Raw genomic sequence first — 13,154 nt, forward strand, 5'->3', positions numbered from 1 at the left:
AGACACAATCTGCCTCGATAAATGAACAGTACCAATTACAAGGTCAGCAGAGGAATATCTGCTTTAGGAATTAAACGCTCTTTAAACACCGGTTCTTGGTAATAACGAATCTTCTCGCACATGACCGGGCTACTTAACGCTTCGCACAAGAAAATCTCTTTATCTTGGCTCATTGCTTTTAGTTCTTGCGGCAACATTAACGCACGTTTTTCATCCGACTCGGTTTTGCTGACATCACGCCCGCGCGAGACGCTTTCTTTGCGTACACTGCGGTAACCCAGCATTTCCGAATACTCATTGGCATCTTTTTGCTCTCTTGGCGTGTACAAAATTTGTAAGGCATGGTTTGTCATCAACGTCCGGCTTTGCTCTTGCCCATATGTCCCATCTAATTGCGAAATAGACTGAATAATTGGCAACAATCGAATGTTATAGCCCGCCATATAGCTCACTGCTTTTGCAATAATGTCTACTCGCCCAATTGAGGTAAACTCATCCATTAATAGTAAACATTGGTATTTCAACTCTGGGTTGTTCTGCGGTAATTCCTTGGTATTAATGTTAATCAATTGCGAGAAAAATAGATTAATAATTAATCTGGCTTCTGCCAATTTATTAGGCTGAATACCAATATAAATCGTCATTTTTCGCTTACGAACATCGGTGAGCAAAAAATCATCTGCTGCGGTTGCCGCATCGGTAATCGGGTTTAACCAAGGCAATAATGGTTCTTTAAACGTCCCCAAGATACTCGAAAAGGTTTCCTCTGCTTGCGATAACATCCCTGCAAATGCTGTTTTACAGCGACTACTCACAAACGGCATTTCAGATAACTTGGTGAAGTAGGCGCGTAAATCCGTTCCATCTCCACTAGATAAGCGGTATAGCGCACCAATGGAACATACAGGAAGTAACTCGGCAGGCACGCCGTCTTTTCGTTTTTGCTCGCGTCGCTCGAACAAAAAAAGCGCGAGTGCTAAAAACATATTTTGCGCTTGATTCATCCAAAAACGATCTTTCCCATCTTCTCCAACCGGGTAAAGCATCGCCGCAATACTCATTAGATCGGACACCCTAAAATCCGGATCATCAGAGACATAGGTCAGTGGATTCCAACGGTGCGTTTTACGATCTTCTGCAAATGGGTTAAACAGGTAAACCTCTTGGCCATACTTTTGGCGAAACCCACTGGTTAGTTCAAAGTTTTCTTGTTTAATATCTAACACCACCATCGACTCTTGATAAGACAATAGGTTAGGAATCACAATCCCGACCCCCTTACCAGAACGCGTAGGTGCCGCTAATAACGGAAACTGTTGCCCAGAGAAATACAAAAACCGGCCATTTGCCTTGCCAACTACCACGCTAGTCGGTTGTTGTTCAAAAAACCCTTTTTTGCTCAAGTCCGCCACGCTCGCAAAGCGCGCATCGCCATACAGCGAGTCTCTGTTAGTGAGCAGTTTATAAAGTAAAAAGCCCAACAAGATGAACGGTACGCCAGCACCAATCGCTAAAGACAGCTTCAATTTCCAAGCAACTGCAGGTACTTCATGGTATCGAGCAAAATACTGATAAAACGTCGTTGGCCCCAAAATACTTGTCGGCAACTTTGTCATCAATAAAAACAAATATCCACTTAGGTATAGCGCAACAAGCACCGCTACCGGTACGGCCGCTAGCGAGATAACTTTTTTCTTTTCCACAAACATCTCAATTCATTCCTACTCAAACAACAAAACGGCATCTATACGAGCATGCCGTCTCTTTTTTAGTAGCCATCGTGAAGCGAAGGGTTAGACCTCCATGACGCGATGACCCTGTTGCTTTTGTTGGCTCTCTTGAAGCGTCCTTGCTTGCTCACTTTGCTGCAAGGTAGCCACCTGAGATGCGGCGGGAATTTCTTTAACCTGATGCGGATCAACCCTTGCATCTTTGAATTCATCCCATTGGTGATACAACTGTCCATCTTTCGCCTGATGGACATAATCTAGCTTACTTGCCTTCATTTCGTTGGCTTGCGTCGCCATGCAAGTCATCACATTCCGTTTCTGATCATCTGTCATGCCATGCAGATAGTCAGACGTATATTTTGCGACTTGGTCGTATAACCCTTTTAGATAATCAGGCAGACTATACTGACGCTCTGGCAGGAATGGAGACGCAGCAAAAGCACGGTCATTCGGTGTTTTTTCTGCAGCCGCACGAGGGTCTAGAGACGGTTTAATTTCTACAATTTCTCTAAGCCCAGGTTGACGGAATTCATCTTTCGGTCGAATAGCGCCAAGGTATTCTTTGTTCCAAGGATCTGCATCCAAGCGTGCTAATGCAGGACCAGTAGACGATTGCGACCCAAAAAACTGTGGGTGCCCATTCGCATCTTTTCCTGCATAAATACCAATATGCTGTGATGTCTTTCCTGTTTTAAACATCACCAAGTCGCCGGGTTGAAGATCCTCTTTACTCCCCACACGGTCGAAGTGCTTTTCGGCATAAGAGGTCAGGTGCTTCCCTTCAAATAGGGCGTGTGTCGTAAATCCAAACGAACCATCTTTATGAGTTGGAAATTTTTCTTCGATGTTGTATCCCGCCCCTTTCATCGCGTAATAAACAAGCGCAGAACAATCAACGCCTTTACGCCCGTCACCATCCCGATCTTGGTTATAACGCGTACCATCAAATTTATTTCCCTGACCATTTTTCACTAACTCCCCAGCCATATCCTCACGGCCATATTCATGGGTTTTGCTAGAGAAATTACGGGTTGCATAATCCAAAATGGAACGTTGATGATGTAAAACAGGGTCAGCAAGCTGACTTGGTTGTTTAGACTGTCCTGCTATCTCTTCTACAGAAGATAGATGTTTATGACCTAAGAAAATCTCTGCACTATCATGGTATCGCTTATCGAAGCCACTACCTGCTTTATGACCAATTGCATCGAACGCTTGTTTTAATTCTTTTTCTGAATGGTTTGTTTGGTACTGCTTTACTGCATGCGCTAATTTTTCAGAAGCGGATGGGTTATGCCACACCATAGAAAACATGACAGCTTTTTGAGCATCGCTAAGTGCTGAAACCTCTACGCCTGCCTTGGCTAGGTTTTTATTTAATTTTGCTTCATATTCAGGTGCAAATTGATCAACCAACGCTTTACTTTGAGCATCTGTTAATGTCAGTTGTTTTTGCCATTCCGGAGAAGCAAACACATACGAATGACCTGACTTATCTAATTTTAAAGAGGTTATTTCACCGATTGCTTTACCTCGTGAAGAAGCTTCAAAATCTTTGAATTTTGGATGAGAACCATCTGGTGTATGTTGTAGGACATGCCCAACTTGCTGCAAATCAGCTTTTAATTTTGGTAAAGGATATCCAATCGCCTCTTCTACCTTTGCCCATCTCTCTTCATTAAAGGCACCGTTTTTTCCATTACATAAATTGATGCCAGCACCAATCGTTGGATACCCTTTTGTATCTAGATAAACATATCCAACCACATCTTCCATCTGCTTAAGTGCAGCATACCGAGCAGACTCATAACTCATTTATTCACCATTCATCACATTGTCATAAAACGCGAATAATACCATTAGCATTTAAATATGCAATATACATATGAAGATTTTATACGTAAAAAAACCCGCTAGTGCGGGTTTATCTCGGTGGTTCTGTTTACACAATCTGACTAGAGAAATCGTAATCCCTCTATCCAAACTTGTTCGATTGCTAGCGATCTATTCATCACGACAAGATCAGAAAATGCCCCGAGCACCAATTGCCCTCTATCCGCCATACCCAAATACTCTGCAGGGTTTTTAGACAGTCGTTTCGAGGCTTCCGCGAGTGGCAAACCAATACTGACCAAGTTACGCAGCGCTTGATCCATTGTTAGCGTACTTCCTGCTAGCGTGCCATCGGCTAACCGCACTGCACCTAAGCACTTATGCACCGTTTGACGCCCTAATTGGTAATCGCCATCTGGCATACCGGTGGCGGCCGTTGCATCAGTCACGGCATACAGCTGAGGAATCGCTCTTAAGGCAGATAAAATCGCGCCGGGGTGTACATGAATTAAATCAGGGATAATTTCTGCAAATTGCGCATGTGCTAAGGCTGCACCTACTTGGCCCGGTGCACGATGATGCAACGCAGTCATCGCATTAAACAAATGAGTAAAGCCCGAAGCTCCTTCATTAAGCGCAGCCAACGCCTCTTCATAAGATGCATTGCTATGGCCTAACTGAACACGAATCCCTTTATCTGCCAACTGCCTGATTAAGGCTAAATGCCCAGTCAACTCTGGGGCCATGGTCAGTACTTTAATCGCGGCAATTGCATCATAATTCGCCACATCGGCAAGGGTGGCACTACTCGCGTAATCTGGTTGCGCACCAAGTTTGGCAGGGCTAATAAATGGCCCTTCCAAGTGCACACCTAATACTTTTGCACCACCACCAGATACGGGCATTTGTTCCGCAATACCGCTTAACGCTCGCTCAATATCACTGGCAGGCGCCGTCATCGTCGTCGCTAATAGGGACGTCGTACCATAACGTGCATGGGTAGTGGTGATGGTCTGAATCGCATCCCCGCCCTCCATCACATCCCGGCCTCCACCCCCATGTACATGCAGGTCGATGAAGCCAGGCAGGATATACGGTAAGGCATTGGTTGTGGGATCCGTTGGCGTTGCGTCTATCGATAGTATTCGGCTAGCAATTTCGATTTGCCCAACCACCCAACCAGCCGGCGTAAGAATATTTCCCTGTAGAAAACTCATTGCTTAACCTGCGTTTTTGCTAGCTGTTGCTGCAAATAGATATATGACCCAACGACCGCATCTGCTTTTGCAGCAACAATTTTTGCCTGATAACTAGGTGATAAACGCGTAACCAAACTTTCAGCCAGACCGCCGGCTAAGCAAATGGGCAATGAACCGCTAGGGTCTAGCGCCACTAAGTGGCGTTCTATCTCTTTTGCCGCTGCATTTAAAATTGCATCTGCCTGCGGGTCCAGATGGGCTTGGCTAACCACAATGGGGGCTAGTTGGCCAAACTGGTGTTGACCAGCACTAGCTAACCAAGTTTGAAACACGGCACGATGATCACCACAAAATGCCATGATGGCATTCGATAACGGCGAAGGAGGAAGTCGACCATCCATCACCTTCTGTAGTAACTGCGCGGCTTGCAATCCAATCCAAGCACCGCTTGCTTCATCGCCACTTGGAAATCCCCAGCCACCCACTTCTCGCACTTGGCCTTGCTGATCCCATACTTCACCAGCACTACCGGTACCAGCAATCATTAATACACCGGGCTCACCATCATGCGCCCCTAGTAAGGCACTGTGCACATCATTCGTTAGCGTAATGAAACCAAACCCTGGCTGATGCGCCAAGAATGCTTTTGCCCATGGTTGGTGATGTACGCCAGATAACCCTAATCCTAAGGCAAACGTGGACCATTTTGCCTCGGCAATACCTGCTTCTGCGGCTGCATCGGTTAACAGCGTTAAGATCGTATGCCAAGCTTGGTCTACCCCCTGCCCTAAAGCAGAGGGGCCACCCACTACGCGCGCAAGTAAGGTGCCATCTAGTTGATAGAGGGCAAGCCTCGTAGATGAACCACCCCCATCTACTGCTACCAAATAATTTATCGACATGCTAATTCGTCTTTATTTCAGAGATGGGCGCCAGCATACGCTATCCATCGCCAACGCCCAATACCCACGCTATACGTCTAGCCTTTCACACAAACCACTTGCCTTAATGTATGCACAATTTCTACTAAATCTCGTTGGGCATGCATCACCGCGTCAATATCCTTATACGCCATCGGAATTTCATCAATTACATCTGCATCTTTCCGACATTCCACATGCTTCGTGGCGGCAATTTGATCTTCGACGGTGAATTTCTTTTTCGCTTGCGTACGGCTCATTACCCGACCAGCGCCGTGGCTACAGGAACAAAATGCTTCTTCGTTTCCTAACCCTCTCACAATAAAGCTTTTCGCCCCCATCGACCCCGGTATAATTCCCAATTGCCCTTTTTGCGCAGAAACAGCCCCTTTTCTTGTCACCAATACCTCTTGTCCAAAATGCGTTTCTTTTTGCACATAGTTATGGTGGCAATTCACGGCTTCCACTGTCGCATCAAATGGTTTTTTAATTACCTGCTTTAACGCGGCAATCACGTTTTGCATCATCACCATCCGGTTTCGCCGGGCATAATCTTGCGCCCACCCTACGGCTTCTACATAGTCGTTGTAGTGTTGGCTACCTTCTTCAAAATAGGCCAAATCCCGATTGGGTAAATTGGCGATATGTTGTCGCATATCCGCTTGGGCAAGTTCGATAAAGTGGTTACCGATGGCATTCCCCACGCCTCTCGATCCGCTATGGAGCATAATCCACACCCGGTTTTGCTCATCTAGGCACAGTTCAATAAAGTGGTTCCCCGTTCCTAAGGTACCCAAATGCTTATAGTGGTTGGTCTTTTCTAAATGCGGATACTTTTGCGTAATGGCTTTAAATCCAGGTAGCAAAGCGGCCCACATGGCATCGACTTCTGATCCCGGATCAGACCACGCCCCTTTATCCCGCCCGCCCGGCGTTCTTCCATGCGGTACGGCTGTTTCTATGGCAGACCGAATCTGATACAAATGATCGGGTAAATCACTGGCGGTTAAGGTGGTGCACGCCGCCATCATTCCACAACCAATATCCACACCAACTGCAGCGGGGATAATGGCTCCCTTGGTTGGAATCACGCTACCAATCGTAGAACCTTTTCCCAAGTGCACATCTGGCATCACCGCCATGTGTTTAAAAATAAATGGCATTTTTGCGGTATCCATCAATTGCTTTTGTGCATCGAGTTCAACCGGTACACCATCCGTCCACATTTTGATGGCCTTCCCTTTTTCAGACTGTAATACTTGATATGTCATTTTTAATTCTTTCATTTCTTCTTGTTATTAACTGTATTTGCTTACTAACCAATCTTTACTAAACCGTTGAGTACCTGATCCAAACCACCATACACCGCAAATTTATCAATCCGATTGGCAATTCGCTCCAAGGTTTCCAATTCTTTTAACCGCATCGTGACGGGGTTTTCTTCCATTAATTTGGCGGTATTTAGCATGGTTCGCGTATTTGCCGCTTCTTCCCGTCGACGGATCACATTGGCTTCTGCCGCTTTTTCCGCCTCCACCACTTGTGCCATCAAGGTCTTCATTTCTCCCGGCAAGATAATATCTTTGATACCGACGCGCGATAGCTCAATCCCCATTTCCCCCGGTAAGGTATTAAACCGGGCTGCAATCAGTTGATCTAGCGCTTGTTTGTCCTCTAACAACTGATCAAGGGTTCGTGTCGCCACTAATTCACGCAAAATAAACTGCAATTCACGATACAAGTAATCGGCTGGCTTCGCATTTTTTTCATAGGCCAACAGAAGATCCGTCAGTTGCCAGATGGCAGTCAAATTGATCCGTAGGTTTACTTTGTCTTTGGTTAAAATTTCTTGCCCATTGATTTCTAGTGCCTGCATCCGGGTATCAACCATATCTACGGTAATATCGCGGTTAAATTGCCAAAATCCATGCAAACCAGCCGATAATAACTCGACCACTTTTCCGTTTACCCGCAACACCCCTTGCGCATAGGCTGGTACAGTCACCTGCAAAATTCCGCCCAACCCTTCAATCGCATGCGCACGCAGAGAGGGCTTGGTTAGTATCGTTAATACATCAGCCGATACTTTTAGCTCAGTTAACGCCACGTAGGCAAAACGCTGAGACTTTAACCCTTTCCAATATAAGCGCTTGGCAGAAGGAGGAATGATTTCAACCAATGCATCGTCTTCGTATCGTAAGCCGACAGCTTGGATATCTGTCGTCAGCGCGTCAAAATGCGTTTCCACAACCTGCGGTTCATATCGACGTAAGTAATCGGCTAATGGATGGACAAACTTAGCAGAATGGATATCCACAATCTGCACGGTATAGCGATTTTTCAAATCCCAACGTGTATGTTCACCAGGTAATAAAATCGAATCAAAATCCCCGTCTTTGAACAAGATGCCCCGCTCATGTTTTTTTACATGCCACATTTTTTTGGTAAATTTCCATTTCATTTTTTCAATCCTTTTTTACGAGCCGGCAGCATCGATCTGTTGCGAAGCGTCAGGAGGAGCGATGAGGGAATCTTTGTTTAGCCACACAGAACCATTTATTTGTGATGACTGCTCACACGGCTTGCTTCTGCATTGACGGCACAAAGACTTGCTCATTACCCATCCGAACCCTCGGCGCGAGAACGGTAAAGTAATCCAACCCTTTACGTGCTGCCGGTTACTACTTCATTTCATAGTGGAGCGGGAATCGAACCCGCGACAAACGATTGATAAGATCGTTGCTCTACCAGTTGAGCTTTCCATGTGTGGATAAGTAGGAATCGAACCTACATTTCACCTACCTAGGTATCCCGACTTTGCCAAGCAATGGTTCACGGCACAGCAAGCTCACGACCTTTTACAAAGGGAACTAACTGCCAGCGCGGGATACAGACCCGCCACCGCTAGTGAGCCATTGTTTCTCTTGGCAACCTTCTTTATGCGATAGGCGTGCCAGCCCCTTAAAATTTGCATTAAATATTTTTAATTCATTGTTTTTATTGAATAAAATATATTTACCAAAAAGACCTCCTTGTCATGACAATAGAATTTATATATATTTATTTATAGTTATTTATAAAAATTGATAATCATGAAAAAACGTTTGGTGGTGATTGGATTTATTGGTAGTACATTAGATTTTGTTGGCAAGGGCAGTAAACGCTGGGATCGTTGGCGGCCAACCATTTCGCTTTGCCACCAACCCTCGCTGACAATCGATCGACTAGAGTTATTGCATGATATGCATAGTAAGAGGCTTGTTGAACGCACAAGGGATGACCTCCACCTTCTTTCCCCTAATACAGAAGTAAGAGCACACTTTAATCCATTGAAAAATCCATGGGATTTTGAAGAGGTCTATACCTCATTACATGACTTTGTACGTCAATATCCATTTGACCCGGTCAATGAAGAGTATTTAGTCCATATCACTACAGGCACCCATGTCGCTCAGATTTGCTGGTATCTACTCACCGAAAGTCGTCACATCCCCGGCCGGCTAATCCAAACATCGCCTGCAAAGCAAGATGATCAACCAGCCGCCATGGGGAAATATGAAATCATCGATCTCGATCTAACCCGCTATGCCAAAATTGCGCATCGATTTAAAGAGGAACAAGCACAAACCTTTGCGCAATTAAAAGCGGGAATCGCCACACAAAACCCGGTGTTTAACCAGATGATCGAGCAAATTGAACAAATTGCTGGAAAATCTCGCGCCCCCATCTTGCTAACTGGCCCGACCGGTGCAGGGAAGTCATTTCTTGCCAAGCAAATTTTTCAACTCAAACAACAACGCCAGCGACTGTCTGGCAAGTTAATAGCAGTCAACTGCGCGACCTTGCGTGGCGATAGCGCCATGCCTGCACTATTTGGGCACATTAAAGGTTCTTTTACCGGTGCACTGCAAAACCGCCCGGGTTTATTAAAAGCGGCAGATGGCGGCGTTTTATTTTTAGATGAAATTGGCGAACTAGGATTAGATGAACAAGCGATGTTGCTAAAAGCAATTGAAGAAAAGCGCTTTTACCCCTTTGGTAGTGACCATGAAACGACAAGTGATTTTCAACTGATCGCGGGGACAAATCGCGATTTACTCAGTGAAGTAGCAGCAGGCCGCTTTAGAGAAGACTTACTCGCACGGATAAACCTTTGGTCATACGAACTCCCCGGTTTAGCACAACGCAAAGAAGACATTGCACCAAACCTTGCCTTTGAATTAGCCCGCGTCAGCCAAGAGTTGGGCGAGCAAGTTCGTTTTCATACCGAGGCAAAACAACGTTACCTTGCCTTTGCTACTCACCCCAGTGCCAAGTGGCTAGGTAATTTTCGAGAATTCGGAGCATCCATCACCAGAATGGCGACACTCGCCGAACAAGGACGAATCACAGAGCGTATTGTAGAAACGGAAGTCACGCGGATGCAAAAGCAGTGGCATCGCCCGACGACAGATTTAGCGAGCATCTACTTGAAAGACGCAGCGGAAGCATTAGATGAGTTTGATCGTATTCAACTCAATGGCGTATTACGTGTATGTGAGTCGGCTGGCAGTTTATCCGACGCGGGGCGCCAATTATTTGCGGTCTCTCGTACACAAAAAAAGCAAGCCAACGATGCTGATCGGCTAAAAAAATACCTCGCCAAATTTGGCTTAGACTGGGAACGAATTCACCCAAGCATTTAAGGAGAAACGGTGCCATCACTATGAAATGGCGCTCGCTCAGCGAGCTCATCTAAATAGTGCCCAATACCTTGCCGCTCGTGGTTGAGGAATCGGCTAACTGCATTAGATAAGCCCTCATGGCGTAACCAATGCCAGCTGCTAGTTTCTACTGCTTCAAACCCTCTGGCGAGTTTATGCTCCCCTTGTGCGCCACCTTCAAAGACCTGTAGGCCGCGCTCAATCGCAAACTCAATGCCTTGGTGATAACACAGTTCAAAATGCAAAGAAGGCAACCAAGCAACCGATCCCCAATAGCGCCCATATAAGCGAGTACGATCATATAAATTCAGCGCCGCCGCAACGGGTTTCCCTTGATGGTACGCCAGCACCAGCAAACAATTATCTGCCATTTTCTCTCCCAATAACAGGAAGAATTCAGGTGTTAAGTACGGTGTAGATCGATGGGCTAAGTAGGTTTCTTGATAGCAACGATAGAAAAATTGCCAATCTTCGGGCGTAATCGCCGCACCCGTTTTTCGGATAATCTCGACCCCATCAAATTGCGCTTTTTTGCGTTCCTGTTTTAGCTTCTTCCGCTTTTCACTTCGTAGGGTAGAAAGAAAGTCTTCATAATCCCTGTACCCACGATTCACCCAATGAAACTGCACCCCTTTACGGGTCAACCACCCGCGTTCGAGCAAATCCGCTTCGGGCGCATCATCAGCAAACAGCAAATGCCAGCCAGAGAGCTCATTCTCTTCGGCAAATTGCATCACGCCATCAATTAGTAAGCATTGGTGTGATTGGTCTTCAGCCATTATCCGGTGTCCGGTCACCGGCGTAAAAGGAATCGCAGAGAGTAGTTTTGGGTAATAAGGAATACCGGCTTGCTGGCAGGCATTCGCCCACGCCCAATCAAATACATATTCGCCATAAGAATGGCTCTTAAGATAGAGCGGCATCGCTGCCTTTAAGGCACCTTGCTCACTCAGCGTGACATGCGCCACTTGCCAACCGGCAGCTTGCCCCACACTTTGTGAGGTCTCTAAAGCATGGAGAAAAGCGTGCTGCAAAAAGGGTTGATCTTCTGCCAGTGCATTCCATTTCTCTTCAGATACGGAAGCAATTGAAGACACCATTTCTAGTTGCATCACACCCTCCTCTTAGACATCACAGCCAGCGGCAAATTAACGAGAAAAAGGAATTCGCTGATACCCCATTCGCTTCACAGCAAGTACTGGTAAGCGAATCATAAACTCAACCATTAAACGGAAGTGCATCCACGTTAATAATTTATTGTCTCGCCAGTAATTAAAGTGCGATACCCCGCCCTCAGAAGCTTCAAAATATTTGACTGGCGCAGGGAAATTAATTGGCGGTACGCCATACCAGCAGAGCCTCACTACCGCTTCTGGGTCAAAATCAAACCGGCGCATCCACTTTTGGCGATGCATAATGTCTCGCAGGGCTGCCACTGGATAAATTCGGAAGCCAAATAAGGAATCCCCAACACCCATCCCCATGGTTTCTAAATTGGCCCACCAATTAGACACTTTCCGACCATTTACCCGTAAAGCGGGCGCGCTCGCATCAAATACAGGTTTGCCTAGCACCATGGCTTCTGGATGGGTTTGCGATGCCTGCATAAAAGCAGGAATCAGATCCGCCGGATGTTGGCCATCGGCATCCATACAGAGTGCATGAGTAAAACCTTGTTTGGCTGCTTCATCTAATCCAAACAATACTGCAGAACCTTTGCCGGCATTCTGGGGCAGTTCTAAAATGGTTAAGCCATCATCGTTTTTGGCCAGCTCGCGTAACCATTCAGTACTGCCATCGGTACTACCATCCACGACAACCCATACCGGCGACCATACCTCGCGTGCGGCGCGAATCGTCTCCAAAATTTTCTTACCAGGGTTGTAACTAGGGATCAGCACCAAATGGGTTGCAGATGGCAAAGACGACATAATGCGCTTTCTTTTTATTTAGAACGAAGTTGGCGATCTAGCGTATACCGCAAATCGATAAATTGTTGGTCTTGGTACAAATCTTGTAGCCGCTTTGTCGTTTCTGCCACCACACCACTGGCTTCAATTTCCTCACCAAGTTTCACTTGGTAACACACGGGAAATTGCGGTGGTTTCCAAATCGGCCAAGACTTGGTCAGGTAAGGTGAATTGGTATAAATAAACACTGGCAATAAATTCACTTTGGCTTTTTTGGCGATTAACGCCGCCGTACCATGAAAGGTATTCACCGGGGTTTCCGTCGTCCGCGTCCCTTCTGGAAACAGAAGTAAATGATCACCTGCTTTTACCTTGGCAATCGCCTCTCTAAGCATCCGCTCGGTATAGCGATTCGACACATAGCCCGCTAGTTTGGCACCTGCACCTAAGAAAAGGTTCGTTTCTAATCTGCCTTTCATGATACAGATCATCCGATTCACTCTGGACAACACTAAAAACGCATCAATCATTGCAGGGTGGTTGGGCACCACCACTAACCCTTTCCGGCGATTGATTTCATCTAGCGCGGACAAATCGCAATACAACAAACCAAAGAACCGACAACCAGCAAAAAATATCCGGCAAATGCGGCTAATCGCAAACTGTACTAATCGGGCATGAAACGAATTAGGGAAAGGTAGTAAAGGCAATACAAGTGCATTTCCTATTAACAACATGCTCCCAAGCCAGAACAGCATCAGATAAAAGAGAACAATTTGTAAAAGTCGGCGCACGGTGTAAGAATTTTCGTTGGGGGTAAAGTTGTCTTTGCCGTGTAACCCAGATCTGCTATTAATCA

General features: G+C 46.0%; 10 protein-coding genes and 1 tRNA gene. 1 reads left to right on the forward strand and 10 read right to left on the reverse strand.

What is annotated here, in order from left to right; translation table 11 throughout:
* Positions 1 to 35 precede the first annotated feature (35 nt).
* The 7 genes from LIN78_RS04915 to LIN78_RS04945 form a co-directional block, all read right to left on the reverse strand.
* Positions 36 to 1,709: a type IV secretory system conjugative DNA transfer family protein gene (locus tag LIN78_RS04915; protein WP_227179071.1), complete on the reverse strand. Its 1,674-nt coding sequence runs from the start codon at positions 1,707 to 1,709 to the stop codon at positions 36 to 38.
* Positions 1,710 to 1,793: 84 nt separating this feature from the next.
* Entirely contained in the window at positions 1,794 to 3,545 is a 1,752-nt protein-coding gene (locus LIN78_RS04920; RefSeq protein ID WP_227179074.1) for an NlpC/P60 family protein, read from the reverse strand.
* A 140-nt stretch (positions 3,546 to 3,685) separates the two neighbouring features.
* On the reverse strand, positions 3,686 to 4,780 hold the full coding sequence (gene nagA / locus LIN78_RS04925) for an N-acetylglucosamine-6-phosphate deacetylase (protein ID WP_227179076.1): 1,095 nt from the start codon (positions 4,778 to 4,780) through the stop codon (positions 3,686 to 3,688).
* Positions 4,777 to 5,664, reverse strand: coding sequence for a glucosamine kinase nucleotide-binding domain-containing protein (locus tag LIN78_RS04930; protein WP_227179078.1), 888 nt, complete (start codon positions 5,662 to 5,664; stop codon positions 4,777 to 4,779). The genes nagA and LIN78_RS04930 overlap by 4 nt, the downstream gene beginning before the upstream one ends.
* A 77-nt stretch (positions 5,665 to 5,741) precedes the next feature.
* Positions 5,742 to 6,953, reverse strand: a complete 1,212-nt coding sequence (locus LIN78_RS04935) for an RtcB family protein (protein WP_227179081.1) — start codon at positions 6,951 to 6,953, stop codon at positions 5,742 to 5,744.
* Positions 6,954 to 6,997: 44 nt separating this feature from the next.
* The gene (locus LIN78_RS04940; RefSeq protein WP_227179083.1) at positions 6,998 to 8,143 is read right to left on the reverse strand and encodes a slipin family protein; all 1,146 of its coding nucleotides are present in this window, start codon (positions 8,141 to 8,143) and stop codon (positions 6,998 to 7,000) included.
* Positions 8,144 to 8,379: 236 nt separating this feature from the next.
* Positions 8,380 to 8,444, reverse strand: a tRNA-Ile gene (locus tag LIN78_RS04945).
* A 330-nt stretch (positions 8,445 to 8,774) separates the two neighbouring features.
* On the opposite strand from LIN78_RS04945, the gene rtcR reads away from it, so the two are divergent.
* A complete protein-coding gene (gene rtcR, locus LIN78_RS04950) occupies positions 8,775 to 10,367 on the forward strand; it encodes an RNA repair transcriptional activator RtcR (RefSeq protein WP_227179085.1) in 1,593 nt (530 codons plus the stop codon).
* Here the strand turns inward: rtcR and LIN78_RS04955 are convergent.
* The 3 genes from LIN78_RS04955 to LIN78_RS04965 are packed head-to-tail and all read right to left on the reverse strand — an operon-like array spanning position 10,364 to position 13,032.
* On the reverse strand, positions 10,364 to 11,497 hold the full coding sequence (locus tag LIN78_RS04955; protein ID WP_227179087.1) for a GNAT family N-acetyltransferase: 1,134 nt from the start codon (positions 11,495 to 11,497) through the stop codon (positions 10,364 to 10,366). The two genes, rtcR and LIN78_RS04955, sit on opposite strands and share 4 nt — an antisense overlap.
* 36 nt (positions 11,498 to 11,533) lie before the next feature.
* Positions 11,534 to 12,316 carry a glycosyltransferase family 2 protein gene (locus LIN78_RS04960; protein ID WP_227179089.1) on the reverse strand — a complete coding sequence of 261 codons (783 nt, stop codon included), beginning with the start codon at positions 12,314 to 12,316 and terminating at the stop codon, positions 11,534 to 11,536.
* 14 nt (positions 12,317 to 12,330) lie between these two features.
* The gene (locus LIN78_RS04965; RefSeq protein WP_227179091.1) at positions 12,331 to 13,032 is read right to left on the reverse strand and encodes a lysophospholipid acyltransferase family protein; all 702 of its coding nucleotides are present in this window, start codon (positions 13,030 to 13,032) and stop codon (positions 12,331 to 12,333) included.
* Positions 13,033 to 13,154: the final 122 nt, after the last annotated feature.

The sequence above is a fragment of the Leeia speluncae genome (assembly GCF_020564625.1).
Classification (GTDB): domain Bacteria; phylum Pseudomonadota; class Gammaproteobacteria; order Burkholderiales; family Leeiaceae; genus Leeia; species Leeia speluncae.

Excerpts from the sequence above, each read along its gene's own strand:
- LIN78_RS04915 (WP_227179071.1), bottom strand. The coding sequence starts at position 1,709 with ATGTTTGTGGAAAAGAAAAAAGTTATCTCGCTAGCGGCCGTACCGGTA.
- LIN78_RS04920 (WP_227179074.1), bottom strand. The coding sequence starts at position 3,545 with ATGAGTTATGAGTCTGCTCGGTATGCTGCACTTAAGCAGATGGAAGAT.
- nagA (WP_227179076.1), bottom strand. The coding sequence starts at position 4,780 with ATGAGTTTTCTACAGGGAAATATTCTTACGCCGGCTGGTTGGGTGGTT.
- LIN78_RS04930 (WP_227179078.1), bottom strand. The coding sequence starts at position 5,664 with ATGTCGATAAATTATTTGGTAGCAGTAGATGGGGGTGGTTCATCTACG.
- LIN78_RS04935 (WP_227179081.1), bottom strand. The coding sequence starts at position 6,953 with ATGACATATCAAGTATTACAGTCTGAAAAAGGGAAGGCCATCAAAATG.
- LIN78_RS04940 (WP_227179083.1), bottom strand. The coding sequence starts at position 8,143 with ATGAAATGGAAATTTACCAAAAAAATGTGGCATGTAAAAAAACATGAG.
- rtcR (WP_227179085.1), top strand. The coding sequence starts at position 8,775 with ATGAAAAAACGTTTGGTGGTGATTGGATTTATTGGTAGTACATTAGAT.
- LIN78_RS04955 (WP_227179087.1), bottom strand. The coding sequence starts at position 11,497 with ATGCAACTAGAAATGGTGTCTTCAATTGCTTCCGTATCTGAAGAGAAA.
- LIN78_RS04960 (WP_227179089.1), bottom strand. The coding sequence starts at position 12,316 with ATGTCGTCTTTGCCATCTGCAACCCATTTGGTGCTGATCCCTAGTTAC.
- LIN78_RS04965 (WP_227179091.1), bottom strand. The coding sequence starts at position 13,032 with ATGTTGTTAATAGGAAATGCACTTGTATTGCCTTTACTACCTTTCCCT.